General features: G+C 67.9%; 22 protein-coding genes. 5 read left to right on the top strand and 17 right to left on the bottom strand.

Annotated features, from left to right (window positions below; genetic code table 11):
• The first annotated feature begins 43 nt into the window (after window positions 1-43).
• Window positions 44-844: an SAM hydroxide adenosyltransferase gene (locus ACQPYH_RS10460; RefSeq protein ID WP_432889508.1), complete on the top strand. Its 801-nt coding sequence runs from the start codon at window positions 44-46 to the stop codon at window positions 842-844.
• On the opposite strand, the gene ACQPYH_RS10455 is transcribed toward ACQPYH_RS10460, so the two are convergent.
• The 3 genes from ACQPYH_RS10455 to ACQPYH_RS10445 all read right to left on the bottom strand — a co-directional run bounded on the left by ACQPYH_RS10455 (window position 845) and on the right by ACQPYH_RS10445 (window position 3,697).
• Window positions 845-1,429, bottom strand: coding sequence for a TetR family transcriptional regulator (locus ACQPYH_RS10455; RefSeq protein WP_432889506.1), 585 nt, complete (start codon window positions 1,427-1,429; stop codon window positions 845-847).
• A complete protein-coding gene (locus tag ACQPYH_RS10450) occupies window positions 1,426-2,934 on the bottom strand; it encodes a DHA2 family efflux MFS transporter permease subunit (RefSeq protein ID WP_432889504.1) in 1,509 nt (502 codons plus the stop codon). The genes ACQPYH_RS10455 and ACQPYH_RS10450 overlap by 4 nt, the downstream gene beginning before the upstream one ends.
• Before the next feature lie 61 nt (window positions 2,935-2,995).
• Window positions 2,996-3,697 (bottom strand): TetR/AcrR family transcriptional regulator, encoded by a 702-nt coding sequence (locus tag ACQPYH_RS10445; RefSeq protein WP_432889502.1) that lies wholly within the window; start codon window positions 3,695-3,697, stop codon window positions 2,996-2,998.
• Between the two features lie 77 nt (window positions 3,698-3,774).
• Here ACQPYH_RS10445 and ACQPYH_RS10440 point away from each other — a divergent pair, with 77 nt between their 5' ends.
• Window positions 3,775-4,611 (top strand): alpha/beta fold hydrolase, encoded by an 837-nt coding sequence (locus ACQPYH_RS10440; RefSeq protein ID WP_432889500.1) that lies wholly within the window; start codon window positions 3,775-3,777, stop codon window positions 4,609-4,611.
• Here ACQPYH_RS10440 and ACQPYH_RS10435 read toward each other — a convergent pair.
• From ACQPYH_RS10435 to murI, 3 genes are all read right to left on the bottom strand, one after another.
• Window positions 4,591-5,406, bottom strand: coding sequence for an alpha/beta fold hydrolase (locus ACQPYH_RS10435; RefSeq protein WP_432889498.1), 816 nt, complete (start codon window positions 5,404-5,406; stop codon window positions 4,591-4,593). The two genes, ACQPYH_RS10440 and ACQPYH_RS10435, sit on opposite strands and share 21 nt — an antisense overlap.
• 10 nt (window positions 5,407-5,416) lie before the next feature.
• Entirely contained in the window at window positions 5,417-6,163 is a 747-nt protein-coding gene (locus tag ACQPYH_RS10430) for an MBL fold metallo-hydrolase (RefSeq protein WP_432889496.1), read from the bottom strand.
• A gap of 127 nt (window positions 6,164-6,290) precedes the next feature.
• Window positions 6,291-7,094 carry a glutamate racemase gene (murI, locus tag ACQPYH_RS10425; protein ID WP_432889495.1) on the bottom strand — a complete coding sequence of 268 codons (804 nt, stop codon included), beginning with the start codon at window positions 7,092-7,094 and terminating at the stop codon, window positions 6,291-6,293.
• Window positions 7,095-7,325: 231 nt separating this feature from the next.
• Here murI and ACQPYH_RS10420 point away from each other — a divergent pair, with 231 nt between their 5' ends.
• Window positions 7,326-7,619 (top strand): hypothetical protein, encoded by a 294-nt coding sequence (locus ACQPYH_RS10420; RefSeq protein WP_432889494.1) that lies wholly within the window; start codon window positions 7,326-7,328, stop codon window positions 7,617-7,619.
• A gap of 44 nt (window positions 7,620-7,663) precedes the next feature.
• Here ACQPYH_RS10420 and ACQPYH_RS10415 read toward each other — a convergent pair whose 3' ends face one another.
• The 7 genes from ACQPYH_RS10415 to clpS form a co-directional block, all read right to left on the bottom strand.
• Window positions 7,664-8,611 (bottom strand): PLP-dependent cysteine synthase family protein, encoded by a 948-nt coding sequence (locus tag ACQPYH_RS10415; RefSeq protein ID WP_432889492.1) that lies wholly within the window; start codon window positions 8,609-8,611, stop codon window positions 7,664-7,666.
• Between the two features lie 2 nt (window positions 8,612-8,613).
• Window positions 8,614-8,907 carry a MoaD/ThiS family protein gene (locus ACQPYH_RS10410; protein ID WP_432889491.1) on the bottom strand — a complete coding sequence of 98 codons (294 nt, stop codon included), beginning with the start codon at window positions 8,905-8,907 and terminating at the stop codon, window positions 8,614-8,616.
• Window position 8,908: 1 nt separating this feature from the next.
• Complete coding sequence (locus ACQPYH_RS10405; RefSeq protein ID WP_432889488.1) at window positions 8,909-9,367, bottom strand: Mov34/MPN/PAD-1 family protein; 459 nt, start codon at window positions 9,365-9,367, stop codon at window positions 8,909-8,911.
• Window positions 9,368-9,438: 71 nt separating this feature from the next.
• On the bottom strand, window positions 9,439-10,416 hold the full coding sequence (locus ACQPYH_RS10400; protein ID WP_432889486.1) for an aldo/keto reductase: 978 nt from the start codon (window positions 10,414-10,416) through the stop codon (window positions 9,439-9,441).
• 123 nt (window positions 10,417-10,539) lie between these two features.
• Window positions 10,540-13,527: an isoleucine--tRNA ligase gene (gene ileS / locus ACQPYH_RS10395; RefSeq protein ID WP_432889484.1), complete on the bottom strand. Its 2,988-nt coding sequence runs from the start codon at window positions 13,525-13,527 to the stop codon at window positions 10,540-10,542.
• A 345-nt stretch (window positions 13,528-13,872) separates the two neighbouring features.
• Window positions 13,873-14,424 carry a DUF2017 domain-containing protein gene (locus tag ACQPYH_RS10390; RefSeq protein WP_432889482.1) on the bottom strand — a complete coding sequence of 184 codons (552 nt, stop codon included), beginning with the start codon at window positions 14,422-14,424 and terminating at the stop codon, window positions 13,873-13,875.
• Window positions 14,421-14,708 (bottom strand): ATP-dependent Clp protease adapter ClpS, encoded by a 288-nt coding sequence (gene clpS / locus ACQPYH_RS10385; protein ID WP_130444963.1) that lies wholly within the window; start codon window positions 14,706-14,708, stop codon window positions 14,421-14,423. Before clpS ends, ACQPYH_RS10390 begins: the two co-directional genes overlap by 4 nt.
• A 106-nt stretch (window positions 14,709-14,814) precedes the next feature.
• On the opposite strand from clpS, the gene ACQPYH_RS10380 reads away from it, so the two are divergent.
• Window positions 14,815-16,104, top strand: a complete 1,290-nt coding sequence (locus ACQPYH_RS10380; protein ID WP_432894370.1) for a nicotinate phosphoribosyltransferase — start codon at window positions 14,815-14,817, stop codon at window positions 16,102-16,104.
• Entirely contained in the window at window positions 16,101-16,565 is a 465-nt protein-coding gene (locus ACQPYH_RS10375) for a MarR family winged helix-turn-helix transcriptional regulator (RefSeq protein WP_432889480.1), read from the top strand. The genes ACQPYH_RS10380 and ACQPYH_RS10375 overlap by 4 nt, the downstream gene beginning before the upstream one ends.
• A 24-nt stretch (window positions 16,566-16,589) precedes the next feature.
• Here the strand turns inward: ACQPYH_RS10375 and ACQPYH_RS10370 are convergent, their stop codons facing one another.
• The 4 genes from ACQPYH_RS10370 to ACQPYH_RS10355 all read right to left on the bottom strand — a co-directional run bounded on the left by ACQPYH_RS10370 (window position 16,590) and on the right by ACQPYH_RS10355 (window position 20,241).
• Window positions 16,590-17,318 (bottom strand): hypothetical protein, encoded by a 729-nt coding sequence (locus tag ACQPYH_RS10370; RefSeq protein WP_432889478.1) that lies wholly within the window; start codon window positions 17,316-17,318, stop codon window positions 16,590-16,592.
• Between the two features lie 66 nt (window positions 17,319-17,384).
• On the bottom strand, window positions 17,385-18,194 hold the full coding sequence (locus ACQPYH_RS10365; protein WP_432889476.1) for an ABC transporter permease: 810 nt from the start codon (window positions 18,192-18,194) through the stop codon (window positions 17,385-17,387).
• The gene (locus ACQPYH_RS10360; protein WP_432889474.1) at window positions 18,194-19,042 is read right to left on the bottom strand and encodes an ABC transporter permease; all 849 of its coding nucleotides are present in this window, start codon (window positions 19,040-19,042) and stop codon (window positions 18,194-18,196) included. Before ACQPYH_RS10360 ends, ACQPYH_RS10365 begins: the two co-directional genes overlap by 1 nt.
• On the bottom strand, window positions 19,039-20,241 hold the full coding sequence (locus tag ACQPYH_RS10355; RefSeq protein ID WP_432889472.1) for an ABC transporter substrate-binding protein: 1,203 nt from the start codon (window positions 20,239-20,241) through the stop codon (window positions 19,039-19,041). Before ACQPYH_RS10355 ends, ACQPYH_RS10360 begins: the two co-directional genes overlap by 4 nt.
• Window positions 20,242-20,259: the final 18 nt, after the last annotated feature.

The raw sequence follows: 20,259 nt of genomic DNA, 5'->3' as shown, positions 1-20,259 counted from the left end.
TCTTTCGTTTCCCAGACGAGCTGCAACCCACCAGGAGCCTGCCATGTACCCGATCACCTACATCACCGACTGTCACGACGGTAACGCTCGCGCCAGACTCAGCACCCGGATCGGCGCCCTGTTCGGCCAGTCGCCGACCATCGTCGCCGCCGACGGACCCGATCCGGAGTCGTTCGCCGCGCTGACCCTGCTCGACTGCCTGCTTGCCACTGAGTCCCTCGGCGAGGACGGCCACCCGACCATCACCCTGCTCAACATCGCGCCCCGCGACGGCGTCTGGCCGAACGGCGTACCGTTCTGCTTCTTCTGGTACGGCAAGCACCTGGTAGCGAGCACCTTCAACGCCCGCGCCCTCTCCTTGGTACGCCGGGAGCTGGGCATCAGCCACGTCTACGTGACCGATATCCGCGACGCCGTGACCGCGGCCGGATTCGCGCCGGACGAGATCGAGAAGATCGCCGGCACGCAATTCCGCAGCCTGTGGTACCTGCCGTTGCTGGCGAAACGGGTCGCCGACGATCGCGCCGTACCCGCGGTCGAGACCGCCATCCCCGAGACCCTCGACGAGGATCCGATCGTTGCCGTCGTCGACAACTTCGGCAACTGCAAACTCGATCGCGATCTCGGGCTCACCCCCGGCGAGGTCGTGACTGTTGCCCAGGGCAAGGACGTGACCTGCTACCCGCACCTGACCGCCGTACCGCGGAACACGCCCGGCATCATCCAGGGCAGCTCCGGCACGGGGTTCACCGAGCTGGTGATCCGCGGAGGCTCCGCGGCCGCCGCCTTCGGCCTGCGGCCGGGCGATCCGTTGTCCGTGCAGGTCGCCGAGAAGGTGGCCTGACTACGGTGCGAGCCGGAGCCCGCCGAGCTGGTCGAAGGCGCGGTCCATCGTCTCGAGGTACTTCGGGAGCGGCCCGTCGACCTCCAGCTGCCGGTACGTCGCCATCACGACGCCGACGACCGCTCCGGCCCAGGCCCGTACGGCGATGTCGTCCGGGGCCCGGCCGGTGCGTTCGGCAGCCAGGGAGGCGAGCAGGTCGATGCCTTCGTAGAGCTGGTCGAGCATCCGCACCCGCAGTTCTGGAGCGTTCATCACCAGTTCCTGGCGCTCGGACTCGAGCGCCCACTCGTCCTCGGTCAGGGTGTCGAGGCTCTGCCTGATCGCAGCGCGAAGGGCATCGGTCGGGCTCATCTCGGCAGGCTGAGCGCGGAACAGCTCGATCATCACCGGGTCCAGCCGGTCGAGGACGATCGTGTCCTCCTTGGTCGGGAAGTACCGGAAGAACGTCGCCGGCGAGATCTCGGCCGCGGCGGCGATCTCCTGGACGGTCGTCTCGGCGTACCCCTGGTCCCGGAACAACCGCAGGGCATGCTCCTGGATCGCCGCCCTGGTCTTGGCCTTCTTCCGTTCCCGCAGCCCGCTCATGCTCTGATTGTGACAACTTCCCGGTCGGGAACCGCGGTACGGCGTGGCAGAAAGGCGATCGCGAGCACGATCGAGGCCGCCGCGAGCCCGCTGCACACCCACAGCGTCACGTCCATGCCGTTGACGAACGCCGCCTGCGCCGACCGCGTCAGGCCGGGTGAACCGATCGCGATCGCAGCCGACGCACTGTCGCGGGCCACGTCCGCGGCCGCGGGCGGCAGTCCGCTGACATCCAGCTGACTCCGGTACGCCGCGTTGAGCACCGTCCCGAGGATCGCCACGCCGAGCGTGCCGCCGACCTGCCGTGACGCCTGGATCAGCGCGGACCCGGACCCGCTCCGCTCGATCGGCAATGCCGCGAGCGCCAATCCGTTCATCGGCGGCAACGTGAATCCGATGCTCACCCCGACCAGACTCACCCAGATCGCCGTGAACCCGTAGCCGTCGCCGGCCTTCGTGAACGCCCCGATCACCAACCCGGCCAGCATCAACGAGAACCCGATCACCACGGTCACTCGCGCCCCGACCCGCTCGAGCAGCCGCTCGGCAACCTTCGCGCCGATCAGCATCCCGCCGATGATCGGCAGCAACCGCAGCCCGGCCTGGAACGCGTCCGCACCCTGCACAGCCTGGAACAACTGCGGCAGCACGAACAGCAACCCGACCAAGGCGAACGACGCCAGCGTCGCAAGCACGGTCCCCCACGTGAACCCCGCCGACCTGAACAGCTTCAGGTCGACCAACGGATCTGCCGTACGCCGGGCCCACGCCCAGAACGCGGTCAGCAAGACCACGCCGACGGCGATCCCACCGAGCGCCCACGCCGAGCCCCAGCCGTGCTCGCCTGCCGCGATGAACCCGTACGTCAGCGCTACCAGCCCGGCCGCGGTGAGCAGAATCCCCGGTACGTCGATCCGCCGCGACCGGTGGCCGGCCATCGTCGGGATCAAGAGCGCCACTGCAACTAGTCCGATTGCAACTAGTGGCAGGTTGATCAGGAAGATCGAGCCCCAGCGGTAGTGATCGAGCAGCCAGCCGCCGAGCAGCGGACCGAGCGGGATCCCGATCGAGTTCGCCATCAGCCAGATCGTCATCGCCCGCTGCCGTTCCTCGGGCGCGAACAGCAGGTTGAGCAACGACATCGACAGCGGGATCAGGAACGCCGACCCGACCCCGAGCGCCGCCCGGGCCGCGATCAACTGACCAGGCGAGCTCGCGAACGCGCACGCCGCCGACGCCAGCCCGAACACCACGAGCGCGCCGAGCATCAGCCGCTTCGGCCCGAACCGGTCGCCGAGCAGCCCGGCCGGGAGCAGCAGCGAGGCGAGCACCAGCGTGTAGGCGTTCGCGAACCACTGGAGCTGACTGGTCGACGCCTGCAGATCGGTGGCCAGCGTCGGCAGCGCGACGTTCAGCACGGTCAGGTCCAGCCCGACCACGATCAGGCTGATGGACATCGCACCCAGCGCCCACCACCGGCGCGGGTCGAGGGTCGTAGCGGTCATGACGAAACACCTTTCTGAGATCAACTCTAATTTGAGAGTAGATCTCAGAATTGCGAAATGTCTAGTCCCGCTCAGCCGCCAGCCCGGTCAGCACATGCTCCAGACTCCGCGCGAACAGCCGGTCGAACCGGTCGGCCGCGTGCGGCGTCTCGGCCTCGATCATCATCCGGCTCAGATGCGGGTAGTCGCCGCTCCCGATGACCTGTTCGGCGTACTGCTGCGACTGCTTGGTCAGCCAGTCCGTCATCGTCGAGCCCGCCTCGCGCTCGGTCAGCTCCTCCAGCGCATGACCGCGAACGAAGGTCAGCAAGGTCGCCGCCTGCGCCAGCACCTCGTCGGCAGCCAGCTCTGGTACGTCGACCGCGGCGTACGTTGCCTCGAGCCAGGCCAGCGTGTTCGGACCGAGGACGGGCCTGGTCGCGGGCAGCCGGACGAGCCACGGATGGCGCAGCATCATGGCGCGCTGCGCATGGGCGACCGCCGCCAGGTCGACGCACCAGTCACCCGTCGGCACCGGCGGCCGGCTGTCACCCATCGCCCGGTCGACCATCAGGTCGAAGAGCTCGTCCTTGCCGTCGACGTAGCGGTAGAGCGAGGTCGTGCCGGTGCCGAGCTCGGTCGCGACGCGCCGCATCGACACCGCCGCGAGTCCTTCGGCATCCGCGACCCGGACGGCGGCTGCGGCGATCTCCTCGCGACTGTGCGCCGGCCGCGGCCCGCGGGCGGCTCGCTCCGGGCGGAGCCAGATCGATGGTCGGTCCATGGGCAGGAGTTTACTGCGCACGCTGTTCGCAGTACTGTTACTGCGTACAGCGTGCCCGGGTTTTTGGAGGAGGACGGATGTATCGCAAGGGATCTGTGGTGTCGGCCGACGGCACGACGATCGGCTTTCGTCGGTTCGGAAGCGGGCCGGGTGTGGTCCTGCTGCACGGTTCGATGCTCGCCGCACAGGACTTCATGAAGCTGGCCGAAGCGTTGGCGGACGACTTCACCGTCACGGTGCCGGACCGCCGGGGACGCGGCCTGAGCGGACCGACCGGTGCCGACTACGGGATCGAGCGCGAGGTCGAGGACCTGCAGGCGCTGCTCAAGGAGACCGATGCGTCGCGGGTCTTCGGACTGAGTTCAGGTGCGCTGATCGGCCTTCGTACGGCGCGCGTGACGCCGGCGATCGAGAAGCTCGCGCTCTACGAGCCGCCGCTGTCCATCAACAACTCGGTCCCCGTCGAGTGGTTGCCGCGGTATCGCCGCGAGCTCGCCGACGGAAAGATCGCGGCAGCGCTGGTGACCGTGCTCAAGGGTCTCGAAGCAGATCGCGTGTTCCGCACGGTCCCGAGGTTCATCCTCGTCCCGCCGATGAACCTCGGGTTCCGGTTCCAGCGCGAGGCCAAGGGCGACGACGTACCGATCCCGGACCTCGTCCCGACGATGTCCGGCGACATGCGGCTCGTCGCGCAACTCGCGGACACCACAGACGACTACGCGACGATCGACGCGGATGTCCTCCTGCTCGGCGGATCGCGCAGTCCGGCGTACTTCGGGCGCTCGCTGGAGGCGCTGACCGGCGTACTGCCCCGCTCGGGGCGGATCACGATCCCCAAGCTCGACCACTCCGGCCCCACCGACGACGGCGGCCCGGCCGAGGTCGCTCAGGCTCTACGCGGCTTCTTCGCCTGACACGACGCGACGCAGCACACTCCGAAACACGTCCGGCTGCTCCAGCCAGGGCGAATGCCCGGCGGACGGGATCAGTTCGAACGTGTGATCCGGGACGTGCGCGGCCAGGTCCCGCACGGTGGACACCGGCCGCGGATCGCCGTCGCCGTGAATGAACGTGGCCGGGCACTCGAGGCCCGCCGCCAGCCCCGGGAGGAAGTCGTCCGGCCAACTCCGGATGTCGACCATGAGCGCCCTGTTGGCAGTGAAGTTGATCGGGAGATCGACCGACGCACTCCGGTAGGCCCACTCCATCGCCCGGTCCCGGTCGGCATGGTCGGTGAACCACGACAGCATCCGGAACTCGGTCTCCTCGGCCGGAGTGCGCTGGCGGCCGGAGAGCTCGTCGAGCTGCGCAATCTGCTCCGCGGTCATCCGGCGCAGCTGCTCCGCGCGGGACGGCGTACTCCAGTCGCCGATGCCGACGCCGCCGAGGTAGATCAGACCCGCTGTTTGGTCGCCGTACGTCCCGGCGTACAGCAGGGCGAGCGTGGCGCCGAAGGAGTGGCCGAGGACAACGATCTGCTCATGGCCGAAGTACGCGCGGAGCTCGTCGATGTCCTGGGCGTGCCGGGCCATGGTCTGGAGCTCGGACGGATCCGACCGGCCGCAGCCGCGCTGGTCGAAGCGATGCACGACGGTGAGGTCGTCGATCATCTCCGCGAGCACGGCGTAGTCGTCCCAGAGTCCCGGCCCGCCGTGCAGGATCACAACAGGCGGCCTGGACGTGGCCGTACCGGTGGTTGCGGTCCACAACCGCACACCGTCAGATGTCGAAAACGGCATGCGGCGTGGCGATCTCGACCGGACCGGAGAAGGTGCGGCGGGCGTTCTCGGCTTGGGTGACGCGGTCGTACCAGGGTGGGACGTGGGTGATCACGAGCCGTTTCACGCCGGCCTTCTTCGCATGCTCGCCAGCATCCGCCGGCGTCAGGTGCAGGTCAATCGGATTGTGCGGATCGTTGTCCGGGAGCGCAGCCTCGGAGAGCAGCACGTCGGCGCCGCGAGCAAGATCGATCAACGCGTCGTTCGGCCCCGTGTCGCCGGTGTAGACGAGCGACTTGTTGCCGTGCTCAACGCGGATCGCGAACGCCGGCACCGGATGCACCATCGGGGCGGTCCTGATCGTGAACGGCCCGACGGTCTGAACCTCCTGCCAGGCATGGAAGTCCAGTTGCTCCTCCATCCCCGGATCGAGCGGCAGGTCGTAGGCGAGCGCCATCCGCTGCGCCGTGCCGGGTGGGCCGAAGACGGGGATCCGCGGGATCGGCGCGCCCGGCGCGTACTTCGCCGCGACGTACAGACCGCACAGATCCATGCAGTGGTCAGGATGCAGGTGGGACAGGCCGATCGCCCCGATCTCCGGCACGGCGAGGTGCCGCTGGAGCGAACCGAGCGCGCCGCTGCCGAGATCCAGGATCAGGTTGAACCCGTCGGCAGAGACCAGATAGCTCGAGGCGGCCGAGTCCGGCCCGGGCACAGACCCGGAGCAACCGATCACGGTGAGCTTCATACTTGGAACACTACCGGCGAGTTCCGACGTTCGCAGGAAGGCCCGACGCGTCGATCCGCCTGCCAGACAGGCGTTCCGCGGTTGACCGATGCCACCGACAACATCTGCGTGCGACCCAGGTCACACTTCAGCGAACCCAAGCGAACTGGTCAACGCTGGACAGGACCGGCCCGAGGAAGCGCGAGCCGATCGCCGCGAACTCGTCCGGGCTTCCGGTGGTGACGAAGCGGTGCTGCGGAGCCGGCAGGTTGTCGGGGCGGAGCAGGCCCGTCTTCGTCAGCATGCTGTAGACGTCCTTGGCGCACTCGTCGGCGCTACTGACCAGGGTGACGTTGTCGCCCATCACGTACGAGATCACGCCGGTGAGCAGCGGGTAGTGCGTACAGCCGAGGATCAGCGTGTCGACGCCGGCCTCGACCATCGGGTCGAGGTACTCGTGCGCGGCCTCGATCAGCTCCTGCCCGGACGTCACGCCGGCCTCGACGAACGGCACGAACTTCGGGCACGCCTGGGTGAACAGCTCGATCTGCGGCGCCGCGGCGAAACCGTCTTCATACGCAAGCGATTGAGCTGTTGCCCTGGTGCAGATCACGCCGACGCGCTGATTGCGCGTCGCGGCAACCGCTCGCCGGGCCGCGGGCAGGATCACCTCGACGACGGGTACGTCGTACCGCTCGCGGGCGTCGCGCAGCATCGCGGCGCTGGCGGAGTTGCAGGCGATCACGAGCATCTTCACGCCGGCCTCGACCAGGTGATCGAGGCATTCGAGCGCGTACTCACGCACCTCGGCGATCGGCTTCGGACCGTAGGGCTGGCGGGCGGTGTCGCCGAGATACAGGATCGGTTCGTGCGGCAACTGATCGAGAACCGCGCGGGCGACGGTGAGTCCGCCGAAGCCTGAATCGAAGATCCCCACCGGTGCGTCAGCCACGGGTGAAAGCTTATACAGGTCCGCGGACGGGCAGACCCGAAGGGAGCCTTACCTAACCTCACCAGGAGACACGCCGAGGTTATCCACATCTTTACGTTATGGAATTGCCTTTTCGCGTGATGCGCGCCACTCTGGAGCGATGTTTGTTCGACCGCCCCTCGTGATGCCATGAACTTGGCGCACCACTTCGCGGTGGTACTGGGCACCGCACCAACTCCACAGCCTGACCACGTGACCGCCGCAGGACAGGCGGCCACTCAGGCCTCGGACTCCAACACGGGCACTGCCGCAAGCATCCTGACGGCCATCGGGCCGACCGGGATGTTGGTGCTGCTCCTGATGGCGGCGTTCGCTTTGTACGTCGTCTCACTGTCCCTGCACCCGAACGCGAAGTGCGGCCGCTGCAAAGGTGCCGGCCGGCACCACGGCGGCGTCTTCAGCTACGCCCAACGCCCCTGCAACAGCTGCAAGGGTCGTGGCATCCAGCCCCGGCTGGGCCGCAAGCTCTTCTTCAAACAACAGTAGGGGGACATGACGCTTTAGGTGCCTAAGGCAACCACAAGGCGCCGTCAGGCCCAGAGCTGGCCTTCGAGGCGGTCCTCGGCTTCGTCGATCGTGCCTTCGTAGGCGCCGGTCGACAGGTACTTCCAGCCGCCGTCCGCGACCACGAACGCGATGTCCGCGGTCTCGCCGTCACGCACGCACTTGGCCGCCTGGCCGAGCGCGGCGTGCAGGATCGCGCCGGTCGAGATGCCCGCGAAGATCCCTTCGTTGTCGAGCAGCTCGCGCACCCGGCGGACGGCGTCGCGCGGGCCGACCGAGAAGCGAGCGTCGATCAGCGTCTCGTCGTACAGCTCGGGGACGAAACCCTCGTCGAGGTTGCGCAGGCCGTAGACGAGTTCGCCGTACCGCGGCTCGGCGGCGACGATCTTCACCTCGGGCTTGTGCTCGCGGAAGAACCGGCCGGCGCCCATCAGCGTGCCGGTGGTGCCGAGGCCGGCGACGAAGTGCGTCACGGACGGGAGGTCGTCGAGGATCTCGCGCGCGGTGCCGTCGTAGTGAGCGAGTGCGTTCGACGGGTTGCCGTACTGATACAGCATCACCCAGTCCGGGTGGTCCTCCGCGACCTGCTTCGCCACCCGCACGGCCTCGTTGGAACCGCCCGCGGCCGGGGACGAGATGATCTCGGCGCCCCACATCCGCAGGATCTGGCGGCGCTCCTCGGAGGTGTTCTCCGGCATCACGCAGACCATCCGGTAGCCGCGCAGCTTGGCCGCCATCGCCAGCGAGATCCCGGTATTGCCCGACGTCGGCTCGAGGATCGTGTTGCCCGGGCGGAGCCGGCCGTCCTTCTCCGCGTCCACCAGCATCCGCAGCGCGGCCCGGTCCTTGATCGAGCCGGTCGGGTTGTGGTCCTCGAGCTTGGCCCACAGGCGCACATCACCCGACGGCGACAGCTTCGGGAGGCCGACCAGCGGGGTGCCGCCGACCGAGTCGAGCAGGCTGTCGAAGCGCATCGTCAGACCGTGCTCGTGGAGCCGCCGGCCACCGCCGGCAGTACGACGACGACGTCGCCGTCCTTGACCTCGGTCTTCAGGCCACCGGTGAAGCGGACGTCCTCGTCGTTCACGTAAACGTTCACGAACCGGCGCAGCTCCTCCGGCTCACCCTCCACGATGCGCTCCTTGAGGCCCGGGTGGTTGCCGTTCACGTTGTCGATGAACTCGGCCAGGGTCGCGCCGGCACCGTCGACCGCCTTCGCGCCACCGGTGTAGGTGCGCAGGATCGTCGGCACGCGCAGCTCGATCGCCATATCAGTGTTCTCCTTGAGAGGTTTCTTCATAAGAACCAACTACGCGTACTTCTTCTTCCGCGACCTCGCCGTCGACGATCCGGTACGAGCGGAACTCGACCGGCCCGTCGTACGCCGGGGATTCCGCGCCGTCCCGCGTCGACACCAGCACGTAGTGGGCGCCGGGCTCCTGCGCGAGGGTGATGTCGGTGCGTGACGGGTACGCCTCGGTGGCGGTGTGCGAGTGGTAGATCACCACCGGCTCCTCGTCCCGCTCGTCGAGCTCCTTGTACAGCCGGAACAGGTCCCCGGAGTCGAACTCGTAGAACGTCGGCGACATCGCCGCATTCAGCATCGGGATGAGCCGGGTACCCCGATCCGACCCCTCCGCGCCCGCAACCACCCCGCACGCCTCGTCCGGATGATCCTTCCGGGCATGCGCGACGATCGCGTCGTACGTCTCCTTCTCGATGACCAGCACGCCTCCACGGTACGGCGACCGCGTGACCGACCCCGCCAACCGCGAAGTCGGTCCACGATGCGGACAGCGTGTTACCAGCGGTCGTGGATCTGCGGCCGGATCAGCTCGTCGTACGTGTCGCGCACGGCGGTCAGTTGGTCGTCGGTCAGCGGAGCGAGGGCGGCGGCGGAGACATTGCCGGCTACCTGCTCGGGGTTGCGGGCACCGGGGATGACGACCGAGACGCCGGGTTGGTCGAGGATCCAGCGGAGCGCGAACTGGGCCATGGTGGCGCCGGCGGGGAGCCAGGGCATCAGGCGGCGGACGGCTTCCAGGCCGGTCCCGAAGTCCACGCCGGAGAAGGTCTCGCCGACGTCGAAGGCCTCGCCGTGGCGGTTGTACGTGCGGTGGTCATCGGCGGAGAACGTGGTGTGCTCGTGGTACTTGCCCGAGAGGAGACCGCTGGCCAGCGGGACCCGCGCGATGATGCCGACACCGGCCGCGGCAGCCGCGGGGAGCACCTCGTCGAGCGGCTTCAGCCGGAATGCGTTCAGGATGATCTGCACGGACGCGACGTTCGGCCGCGCGATCGCGGTCAGGGCCTCGGCGCAGGTCTCGACGCTCACGCCGTACGCCGCGATGCGCCCCTCGTCAACCATCGAGTCGAGTGCGTCGAACACCGCGTCGTTCGAGTACACGGCCGTCGGCGGGCAGTGCAGCTGGACCAGGTCGATCGTGTCCACGCCGAGGTTCTGCCGGGAGCGGTCGTTCCACGCGCGGAAGTTGTCCGGCGTGTAGTTCTCCGGCACCTGCTCGACCCGGCGGCCCATCTTCGTCGCGACGGTCAGCCCGTCGTGCGATTTCAGCACCTGTCCGACGAGCCGCTCGCTCCGCCCATCGCCGTACACGTCCGCGGTGTCGATGAACGTGACGCCGCCCTCGATCGCCGCATGCAGTACGCCGAGCGCATCGCTCTCGTCCACCGCGCCCCAGTCCGCGCCCAACTGCCACGCACCGAGCCCGACCACACCCACATCACGGCCGGTCCGCCCGAGCCTCCGCGTCTCCATGCCGTCCAGTCTCCCGTAGGCGGATCTCCAACACTGACCAACCCCCGCTCACGAGCCCGATCGTGGGCGGATTGAGCGTGCCGCCGACCCGGCTGCGGGGGTTGATCAGTGGCAGGCGTCCGCCTACCCGGCCTTCTCGACGCCGACGGTTAACTCCGGGCCCGCCTCGATCGCAACGGACACAGCCAGCGTCTCGGCCATGATCAGGTCGCGATGCTGCTCGGCCGCGGCTGTCGTGCCGGGGTCGGCCGTCAGCGTGAGATGGATCCGGTCGGTCACCTCGAGGCCGGCGTCCCGCCGGGCTTGCTGGATCGAGCGGATTACATCCCGCGCCACCCCCTCGGCCGCGAGCTCTGGCGTGATCGTGGTGTCGAGTACGACGAAGCCGCCGCCGGACAGCAGACCGCTTGCGGCCTGATCGTCGGCCAGCGTGGTTTCGAGGGTGTACTCGCCGTCCTGCAACTCGATGCCCCCGGCAACTACTACTCCGTCCGGGGAGACCGACCAGTCGCCGCTCTTCGACGCCTTGATCACTTGCTGCACCTCCCGCCCCAACCGCGGACCGGCCGCCCGCGCGTTCACCGTCAGCCGCCGCTCCATCTGCGTACCGACGCTGTCCGCCGGCGTCAGCACGACCTCGCGGACGTTCACCTCAGCCGCGATCAACGGCGCCAGCTCAGCCAGGTCGGTCGACGTTGCCACGGTCAACTTGAGCAGCGGCTGCCGAGCTCGGATCCCGCTCGCCTTCCGGATCGACGACGCCACCGAACACACCTCACGCGCGCGCTCCATCCGCTCAACCAGCTCAGGATCGTCCGGGAGTTCAGCGTACGAAGGCCAATCGGTCAGGTGCACCGACCGTTCGCCGGTGAGGCCGCGCCAGATGTCCTCGGTCACCAGCGGGAGCAGCGGTGCCGCCGTACGGCACAGGACCTCAAGGGCGGTGTAGAGCGTGTTGATCGCGTCCTGCGAGCCGGACCAGAAGCGGTCTCGGGAGCGGCGGATGTACCAGTTGGTCAGAATCTCGGTGTAGCCCTGAACTGCATCGCAAGCGGACGCGATGTCGTAGCTGTCGAGGTGGGTCTGGACGTCGGCGACCAGCGTGCGGAGGCCGGCGAGGAGGTAGCGGTCCAGGACGTGCGGCGACGTGGTCGACCAGGCGCCTTCGGTGTTGGCGGCGTTGGCGGCGTTGGCGTACAGGGTGAAGAAGGACCAGGCGTTCCAGAGCGGGATCAAGGTCTGGCGGACGCCGTCGCGGATGGCCTGTTCGGTGACGATCAGGTTGCCGCCGCGCAGGATCGGGCTCGACATCAGGAACCAGCGCATCGCGTCCGCGCCGTCGCGGTCGAAGACCTCGGTGACGTCCGGGTAGTTCCGCAGCGACTTGCTCATCTTCTGTCCGTCGTTGCCGAGCACGATCCCGTGACTCAGGCAGGACCGGAACGCCGGCCGGTCGAACAACGCCGTCGCCAGCACATGCATGGTGTAGAACCAGCCGCGCGTCTGGCCGATGTACTCGACGATGAAGTCGCCCGGGAAATGCTCCTCGAACCAGTCGGTGTTCTCGAACGGGTAATGCACCTGCGCGAAACTCATCGACCCCGAGTCGAACCACACGTCCAGCACATCCGGAACCCGCCGCATCGTCGACCGCCCGGTCGGGTCGTCCGGGTTGGGCCGGGTCAGCTCGTCGACGTACGGCCGATGGAGATCGCGGACCTCCACCCCGAAGTCCCGCTCGAGCTCCTCGATCGAGCCGTAGACGTCGATCCGCGGGTACGCCGGATCATCCGATCGCCAGACCGGGATCGGTGAACCCCAGAAGCGGTTGCGGCTGATCGACCAGTCGCGCGCGTTCGACAGCCACTTGCCGAACTGCCCGTGCTTGACGTGCTCCGGCACCCAGGTGATCTGCTCGTTCAGCTCGACCATCCGATCCCGGATCCGGGTCACCTCGACGAACCAGCTCGACACCGCCTTGTAGATCAGCGGATTCCGGCACCGCCAGCAGTGCGGGTAGCTGTGCACGATGCTGTCCTCGCGCACCAGGGCCCCTGCGGCGCGCAGATCGCGGATGATAGGCCGGTTCGCCTCGAAGACGTGCAGACCTTGGTACGGCGGAACGACCGCCGTGAAATGCGCCGCGTCGTCGACGGTCAGCACCGTGGGGATCCCGACTGCGTCGCAGGCGAGCTGGTCCTCCTCGCCGTACGCCGGTGCCATGTGCACCACGCCCGTACCGTCGTCGGTCGTGACGTGGTCGGCCGCGATCACCTGGAAGGCATTGTCGGTGCCGGCGAGGAAGTCGAACAGCGGGGTGTAGTGAAGCCCGATCAGGTCTGAGCCCTTCAAGCGCCGGACGACGTCGGCATACCCGTAGGCAGCCAACCGAGCCTCAGCGAGAATCGTCTCCCGGCCATCCACCAGCACAACCGCGTAGTCGACGTCCGGCCCCACCGCCATCGCGAGGTTGCTCGGCAGTGTCCACGGAGTCGTCGTCCAGGCGAGCAGCCTCTCGCCCGTCTCCAGCTCGACCGCGACCGTCACCGACGGGTCCTGCCGCGGTTGGTAGACGTCGTCGTCCATCCGCAGCTCGTGGTTCGACAACGGCGTCTCGTCGTTCCAGCAGTACGGAAGGACGCGCAGCCCCTCGTACACCAGGCCTTTGTCGTAGAGCGTCTTGAACGCCCAGATCACCGACTCCATGTAGTCGGGGTTCAGCGTCTTGTAGTCGTGCTCGAAGTCCACCCACCGCGCCTGGCGAGTCACATACGAGCGCCACTCATCGGTGTACTTCAGCACCGAAGCCCGACAAGCATCGTTGAACTTCTCGATCCCCAGCTCGAGAATCTCCGCCTTGGTCTTCAGCCCCAGTACCCGCTGAGCCTCCAACTCAGCCGGCAACCCATGCGTATCCCACCCGAACCGCCGCTCCACCCGATGCCCGCGCATCGTCTGATACCGCGGCACCACATCCTTCACGTACCCCGTCAGCAAATGCCCGTAATGAGGCAACCCGTTGGCAAACGGCGGCCCGTCATAAAAAACGAACTCGTCCTCCCCCTTCAACGACGCCCGAAAAGTCCCATCCCCCTCCCAGTACTCAAGCACCCCACGCTCAACCCCAGGAAACCCCGGCACCCCAACCCTCGGATAACTCACCCCCCGCATGCTACGCAGCCCCCAGCCAACGCAGTCTCCGTGACGCGACCGCCAAACACCCGCTGTCGTCAGCCGTTCAAGCGCCGCCCGCGCCGACCACCTCCACGCGTCACACCCCACGCGTCCGTGGCGAAGGCACCAACAAGCAGTCACCACCACAGGCATGCCCTCCACCGTTCGCCGGACCACCCCCGCCCGCGCCAACCAGCCCCGCGCCCGACCACCTGCTGCGCCTGCGCCGAAGGCGCCAAGAGAACAGCCGCCGCCGGAGGCGGTGTCCTTTGGCTGGTGTGGTTAGCGCATGTTGTGGAGGAGGGCTGACTGGAGGTAGCCGAGCCAGTCGTACAGGTCGTAGGTGAGGCGGCGGGGGTCTTCGTCGGGGAGTTTTTCCCAGGTGGAGTAGTCGTCCTCGTCCTTGATGTCGAGGCGCGTACCGATGGCCAGGCGAAGGTCATTCAAGGCGCGGAGCCACGAGAGCTGCTCGTCGGGCTCCAGCGCGATCTCGTCGGCGCCGGACTCCTCCAGGGCCGAGAGGACCCGCTTCGCGTCGGTGACCTTGCCCTCGCGCAGGCCGCGCTCGGTGAAGCGGCGGAACTCGGACGAGGCCATGTCGTCGGTCTTGTAAGCGTCCGGTAGCAACCGCTGCAGTACGACGTCCTCCGGCGGCGACGTCGGCCCGTCCGACTCCAGCAGTGCCGCGAGCGGATCCGACGACTCGGCCGAGCGCGGGGGCAGGCCGTCGTACAGGAGCTCGACCAGGTTGCGGAGCAGGTTCGCCAGGATGTCCGCCTCGTGTTCGGCGAAACTGACGACGACGGTCTTGCGGCGCTTGCGGAACCGGGTCACGACTTCTCGCAGGTGGCCCACAGGCCGTAGGAGTGCATCGCTTCCACGTCGCGTTCCATCGCTTCCCGGTTGCCGTTCGAGACCGCGGACTTGCCTTCCTGGTGCACTTGCAGCATCAGCTTCTCCGCCTTCTGCTTGGAGTAGCCGAAGTACGTCTGGAACACGAACGTGACGTAATCCATCAAGTTCACCGGATCGTTCCAGACGATCGTCATCCAGGGCGGGCTCAGCTGGATCGCCTCGGTGACCTCGGGGCTGTCCAACTCGCTCGGTGCGGTGCTCACCCGTCCATTCTCCCCATCATCGGTTCGAGTCTCGCAATAGGCTGCCCCTGTGACAGACACCGCGCCCCACTCGACGGCACTTCTCACGGACCACTACGAGCTGACGATGCTGCAGGCCAGCCTGGCCGACGGCACGGCGCAACGCCGCTCGGTCTTCGAGCTGTTCGCCCGCCGCCTGCCGGACGGCCGCCGGTACGGCGTGGTGGCCGGCGTGAACCGGCTGCTCGACGCGCTCGAGCGGTTCCGTTTCGACGAGCAGACGATCGCCTTCCTGGCCGATCGCGGCGTCGTGGACCAGGCTACCCGGGACTGGCTGGCCGACTACCGGTTCACCGGCGACATCTCCGGTTACGCCGACGGCGAGATCTTCTTCCCGGGCTCCCCGGTGCTGGTGGTCGAGTCCTCGTTCGCCGAGGCAGTCCTCCTGGAAACCGTTTTCCTCTCGATCTTGAACCACGACTCCGCGGTCGCCTCGGCCGCGTCGCGGATGACCTGGTGGGCCGGTGGGCGGCCCTGTATCGAGATGGGCTCACGGCGTACCCACGAAGAAGCCGCCGTCGCCTCCGCGCTGGCGGCGTACATCGCCGGCTTCACCGCGACCTCGAACCTGGAGGCGGCCCGCCGGTTCGGCATCCCCAGCACCGGTACGGCGGCGCACTCGTTCACGCTGCTCCACGACCGCGAGCGGGACGCGTTCCGCTCCCAGGTCGACGCGCTCGGCAAGGGCACGACGCTGCTCGTCGACACGTACGACGTCGCCGAGGCCGTCCGGACCGCGATCGAGCTGACCGGGCCCGAGCTCGGCGCCGTACGGCTGGACTCGGGCGACCTGCCCTCACTGGCCGGCCAGGTCCGTGAGCTGCTCGACTCCCTCGGCGCGGCCAAGACCCGGATCATCGTGACGAGCGACCTGGACGAGTACCAGATCGCCGCCCTCGCCCCGGCGCCGGTCGACGGGTACGGCGTGGGTACGTCGCTCGTCACCGGGTCCGGCTACCCGACCTGCGGATTCGTGTACAAGCTGGTCGCCCGCGAGGACGAGAGCGGCACGCTGGTCCCGGTCGCGAAGAAGAGCCCGGACAAGATCTCGATCGGCGGCCGGAAGTGGGCGCTGCGGCGGCGCTCCGCAGCCGGGGTCGCGGAGATCGAGCTGATCGGGGTCGGCGAGCAGCCGGTCGACGACGGTGACGACCGGCTGCTGCTCAAGCAACTGGTGGAGGCCGGGAAGATCGTCGGCCGGACCACGCCGGCGGAGTCGCAGGCGTTCCACCAGAAGGTCCGCGACGAGCTCCCCCGCTCCGCCAGCCAGCTGAGCCGCGGCGAGCCCGCCATCCCGACCGAGTACGAAGGCGACTACGACGCCCGCAACCCGTTCCACCCCAGGAGCCACACGTGAGTACCGCACCCGGCCAGGCGGGATGGTCGGCCGACGCGCCTGCTGATGAGGCGGATGTGCTGGTTGCGCTGCGGTTTGCCGAGCGGGCAGCGCGGAAGGCGGTCGCTGAGGAGCTGGCGGGCAGCGGGTTGCACACCGGGCAGGAGCTGGTGCTGGCGAAGCTGCTGCATCACGGCTCGCTCCCGGTGGCGAAGCTCGCCAAGGTGCTGGACGTCGAAGTACCGACCGCGACCAAGACCACCCAGCGGATGGAGGCCGCCGGCCTGGTGCGCCGGGTGAAGAGCGCGGCCGACGCCCGCCAGGTCGGCATCGAGCTGACCGATCGCGGCGTCGAGCTCGCCCACACGGTCCAGGAGATCTACGACCGCGCCGGCCGCCGCGCGCTCGCCGCCCTCTCGCCCGAAGACCGTCGCATCATGCGCAACCTCCTCTGGACCATCACCACCACCCTCGAGCCCTGAGGTGTACGCCGACCGGCGGCGCGCCTAGATCGGAATCCCCGGGAGGCTCGGCGGCGCCTTGCTACGGCGTTCCCAAACAGCTATCCCGGCGGCGCCGGTGAGGAAGATGACCGCGAACAGCCAGAAGTTGTCGGCCACGTCCCACGGCAGGAAATCGGCGAGGACAAAAAGCACAACCGCGGAGAAGAGCCCTAGGACGAGCAGTCCGATGGCGACGCCGAGGGTGGACTCCATCGCCGGGGTCGCGCGGCGGCGTCGCAGCCGCCAGCCGCAAACGACGATCGTGACCAGGCCGCTGGACGCCAGGACCAGCGCCAGCATGTCGGGCGCGCCCCCGTTGACCGGAGCCCTGCTGGTCTCCTGGGCGGCGCCGTCGGCCGCGATCTCGGTCAACCGGCCTCGCCAGATCGTGCCCGTCACCCGGTCGCCATCGGCGAGTTGCTCCAGGACCGGGCCGCTGTGGCCGTACCCAGTGGTCCACCTGACGCCGGACGCGCTGGTCAGGACCGCGCTGCGGTCGCCCGTCTTGGACTCCGGGACGACGCGGACGTCGGACACAGTGAACTCCTCCGTCCACCGGCATTCGGCCGGTGCGGACGGAGCCACCGGGCAGCGCGGCGCAGTCTGATAGGCGTGGAGCTCGCGGACGTTGTCCGGCGCCACCACCGTGCTGAGGTCGGCAGCGAAACCGACCAGGGCAACACCACCCAGGAGAGCGAAAATCGTCGTGACAGTTCTGTCGAGGATCCCCACATGTCAATGACGCAGGCGACAGGCTCGGCAGTTGCTGTCCGTCGGTGTGATCCGCGCGACATCCCGTCAGCGGCCGGCGCCCAGTGATTCTGCGTCGCCGGACAGTTTCTGGGCCAGCCACACCGGGATCACCGAGATCAGGATCAGTGCTGCCGCGACGACGTTGACGATCGGCGCCTGGTTCGGCCGGAAGAGGTTGTTGAAGATCCAGATCGGCAGCGTCTGGACGTCCGCGCCCGCGGTGAACGTGGTCACGACGATCTCGTCGAACGACAACGCGAACGCGAGCAACGCGCCGGCCAGCAAGGCCGACCGGATCAGCGGGAACGTCACCAGGCGGAACGTCGTGAACCCGGACGCACCCAGATCCGCGGAGGCCTGCTCGAGCGCGACTCCGGTACGGCGCAAGCGGGCGATCACATTGTTGAACACCGTCACGATGCAGAACGTCGCATGCGCGATCACGATCGTGACGAACCCGAGCTGCCAGCCGAAGATGGTCCGGAAGGCGTTGTTCAGCGCGATCCCGGTGACGATACCCGGCAGCGCGATCGGCAGGATCACCAGCAATGACACGACTTCCCGGCCGTAGAACTTGAACCGCTGCAGCGCGAACGCGATCATCGTGCCGAGCACCAGTGCGACCACGGTCGCGGCCAGCCCGACCCGCACGCTCACCCAGAGCGCGTCCAGCGCGCCCTGACTCTCGGCCGCCCGCCGCCACCACTCGAGCGTGAAAGCCCGCGGCGGCCACGCGAACGTCTTGTTCACGCTGAACGAGTTCACCAGCACGAGCAGCAGCGGCACATAGATCAGCCCGAGAACGAGCACGGTCAGGATCCGCAGCACGATCCGGGTAGAGCGCGACATCGTCATCAGAGGCTCTCCATCGCTCCAGTACGACGTACCGCCGCCAGGTAGACCACCATCACGACGACCGGGACCGTCGCCACCGCGGCCGCGAACGGCAAGTTATTGGCCGCACCAACGTTGTCGTACACGACGTTGCCGAGCAGCTGATTGGTGCCACCGACGATCCGGACGGCGATGTAGTCACCCAGCGTCAGGCTGAACGTGAAGATCGAGCCCGCCGCCATCGCAGGCAGGATGGTCGGCAGGACGATCCGCCGCAGCGTCTGCAGCGTCCGGCCCCCCAAGTCGGCCGATGCCTCCAGCAACGAGTTCGGCAGCCGTTCGAGGCCGGCGTAGATCGGCAGGATCATGTACGGCAACCAGAGGTAGGCCAGCGTCACCACCGTCGCGGTCAACCCGTACCCCGGCGACTTCAACCCGACCGCCTCGAAGGCCGACGACACCAGCCCACCCTCGGAGAACATTCCGCGCCACGCGTACGCCTTGACCAGATAGCTGGCCCACAACGGCATCAGCACCGCCACCAGCAGGAACCGCCGCAGCCCCGGCCCCGCCACCTTCGACATATACAGAGCGATCGGAAACGCCACCAGCGCATCGATCACGGTCACCAGTATGGCAACCCCAACCGTGCGCAACGCGATCGTCCGATACACGTCGACGGTGAACAGCGTCTTGAAGCTGTCCAGCGTCCACACCCGCTCGATCTGCCCGGTGAACCCGTTCTGCGTCCACAAAGCGGTGACGAACAGCGCCGCCAACGCCCCCAGATACGCAACCCCGAGCCAGACCATCGGCGGCCCGAGCAACAACCCCAACCGAGCCCGCGACCGCCGATCCCGAGCGCTCATCCCTTGATCTGTGTCCAGGCTTGGGTCCACTTGGTGTAGTCGGTGCACTTGACGTCGGTGCGGCCGTCGAGGCATTGCTCGATGGGGGTGGTCCAGTACCAGATCTTTTCGGCGTACGCCGAGTCGCCGGCGTGGTAGGTCGTGCAGTGGTTCTTGTCGGCGGTCAGGGCGCAGGCCTTGCCGTTGGCGGGGGCCTCGCCGAAGTACTCGGCCACTGCCGCGTTCGCCTCTGGGCTGATGATGTGGTTCATCCACAGGTAGGCGCAGTTCTTGTGCTTGGACGTCGCGCTAACCATCCAGGTGTCGGACCACCCGGTCACGCCTTCGGTCGGCACCGTGACCTGGACCGGCACCTTCTCACCGGTCACGATGTTCGCGATCACCTGCCACGTGGTGCCGACGACCGTGTTGGCGCTGGTGAACGCCTGCGCCGCCTTGAGGTAGTCCGACCAGTACTCCGACACCAGCGTCTTCTGCGTCTTGAGCAGATCCACGGTGGCCGCGAACTGCTTGTCGTCCAGCGCGTACGGGTTCTTGATGCCGAGATCAGGCTTGGTCGCCATCAGGTACATCGCCGCGTCAGCGATGTAGATCGGCGAGTCGTACGCCGTCACCGTGCCCTTGTACGGCGAGCTCGCGTCGAACACCACGCCCCACGAGGTCGGGGCCGGCTTGACCTTGTCGGACCGCCACATCAGCAGGTTCGCGCCCCAGCCGTGCGGGATGCCGTACATCTGGCCGTTCACCGAGTTCCACGGCCGGTTCTTCAGGAACGGGTAGACGTCCGCGTAGTTCGGCACCAGGTCGGTGTTCACCGGCTCGACCTGTCCGCCCGCGATCAGCCGCAGCGTCGCGTCGCCCGAGGCCGACACCACGTCGTACTGCCCGGTCTTCATCAGCGTGACGGCCTCGTCGGAGGTGCCGAACGTCTTCACTGTCACCTGGCAGCCGGTCTGCTTCTCGAACGGCGTCACCCAGTCGACCTTCGGGTCGTTCGAGCCGTCCTCGGCGTACCCGGGCCAGGCCAGCACGCTGAGCTTGCCCTCCCCGGCTCCGAGCTTGTCCAGCTTCGGCAGACTCGGCGCGGAGAATCCGCTGCTGCTGCCGGCCTTGGTCGTAGAGTCGCCGCCGGAGGTGCCACAAGCGGCCGCGACCAGGGCGAGCACTGCCAGGCTCGCCGCCACACTGAGTTTGTTCATCCCAAGCTCCCTCAAGGT

It is taken from the genome of Kribbella sp. CA-245084 (assembly GCF_050942355.1).
Lineage (GTDB): Bacteria > Actinomycetota > Actinomycetes > Propionibacteriales > Kribbellaceae > Kribbella.
This window is presented reverse-complemented; position numbering and strand designations above follow the sequence as displayed.

What these genes read in the sequence shown, in the direction of transcription:
- ACQPYH_RS10440 (WP_432889500.1), top strand. Translation starts at nt 3,775, where the DNA reads ATGTATCGCAAGGGATCTGTGGTGTCGGCCGACGGCACGACGATCGGC.
- ACQPYH_RS10455 (WP_432889506.1), bottom strand. Translation starts at nt 1,429, where the DNA reads ATGAGCGGGCTGCGGGAACGGAAGAAGGCCAAGACCAGGGCGGCGATC.
- ACQPYH_RS10430 (WP_432889496.1), bottom strand. Translation starts at nt 6,163, where the DNA reads ATGAAGCTCACCGTGATCGGTTGCTCCGGGTCTGTGCCCGGGCCGGAC.
- ACQPYH_RS10355 (WP_432889472.1), bottom strand. Translation starts at nt 20,241, where the DNA reads ATGAACAAACTCAGTGTGGCGGCGAGCCTGGCAGTGCTCGCCCTGGTC.
- ACQPYH_RS10415 (WP_432889492.1), bottom strand. Translation starts at nt 8,611, where the DNA reads ATGCGCTTCGACAGCCTGCTCGACTCGGTCGGCGGCACCCCGCTGGTC.
- ACQPYH_RS10360 (WP_432889474.1), bottom strand. Translation starts at nt 19,042, where the DNA reads ATGAGCGCTCGGGATCGGCGGTCGCGGGCTCGGTTGGGGTTGTTGCTC.
- ACQPYH_RS10380 (WP_432894370.1), top strand. Translation starts at nt 14,815, where the DNA reads ATGCTGCAGGCCAGCCTGGCCGACGGCACGGCGCAACGCCGCTCGGTC.
- ACQPYH_RS10450 (WP_432889504.1), bottom strand. Translation starts at nt 2,934, where the DNA reads ATGACCGCTACGACCCTCGACCCGCGCCGGTGGTGGGCGCTGGGTGCG.
- ACQPYH_RS10410 (WP_432889491.1), bottom strand. Translation starts at nt 8,907, where the DNA reads ATGGCGATCGAGCTGCGCGTGCCGACGATCCTGCGCACCTACACCGGT.
- ACQPYH_RS10445 (WP_432889502.1), bottom strand. Translation starts at nt 3,697, where the DNA reads ATGGACCGACCATCGATCTGGCTCCGCCCGGAGCGAGCCGCCCGCGGG.
- ACQPYH_RS10400 (WP_432889486.1), bottom strand. Translation starts at nt 10,416, where the DNA reads ATGGAGACGCGGAGGCTCGGGCGGACCGGCCGTGATGTGGGTGTGGTC.
- ACQPYH_RS10460 (WP_432889508.1), top strand. Translation starts at nt 44, where the DNA reads ATGTACCCGATCACCTACATCACCGACTGTCACGACGGTAACGCTCGC.
- ACQPYH_RS10365 (WP_432889476.1), bottom strand. Translation starts at nt 18,194, where the DNA reads ATGACGATGTCGCGCTCTACCCGGATCGTGCTGCGGATCCTGACCGTG.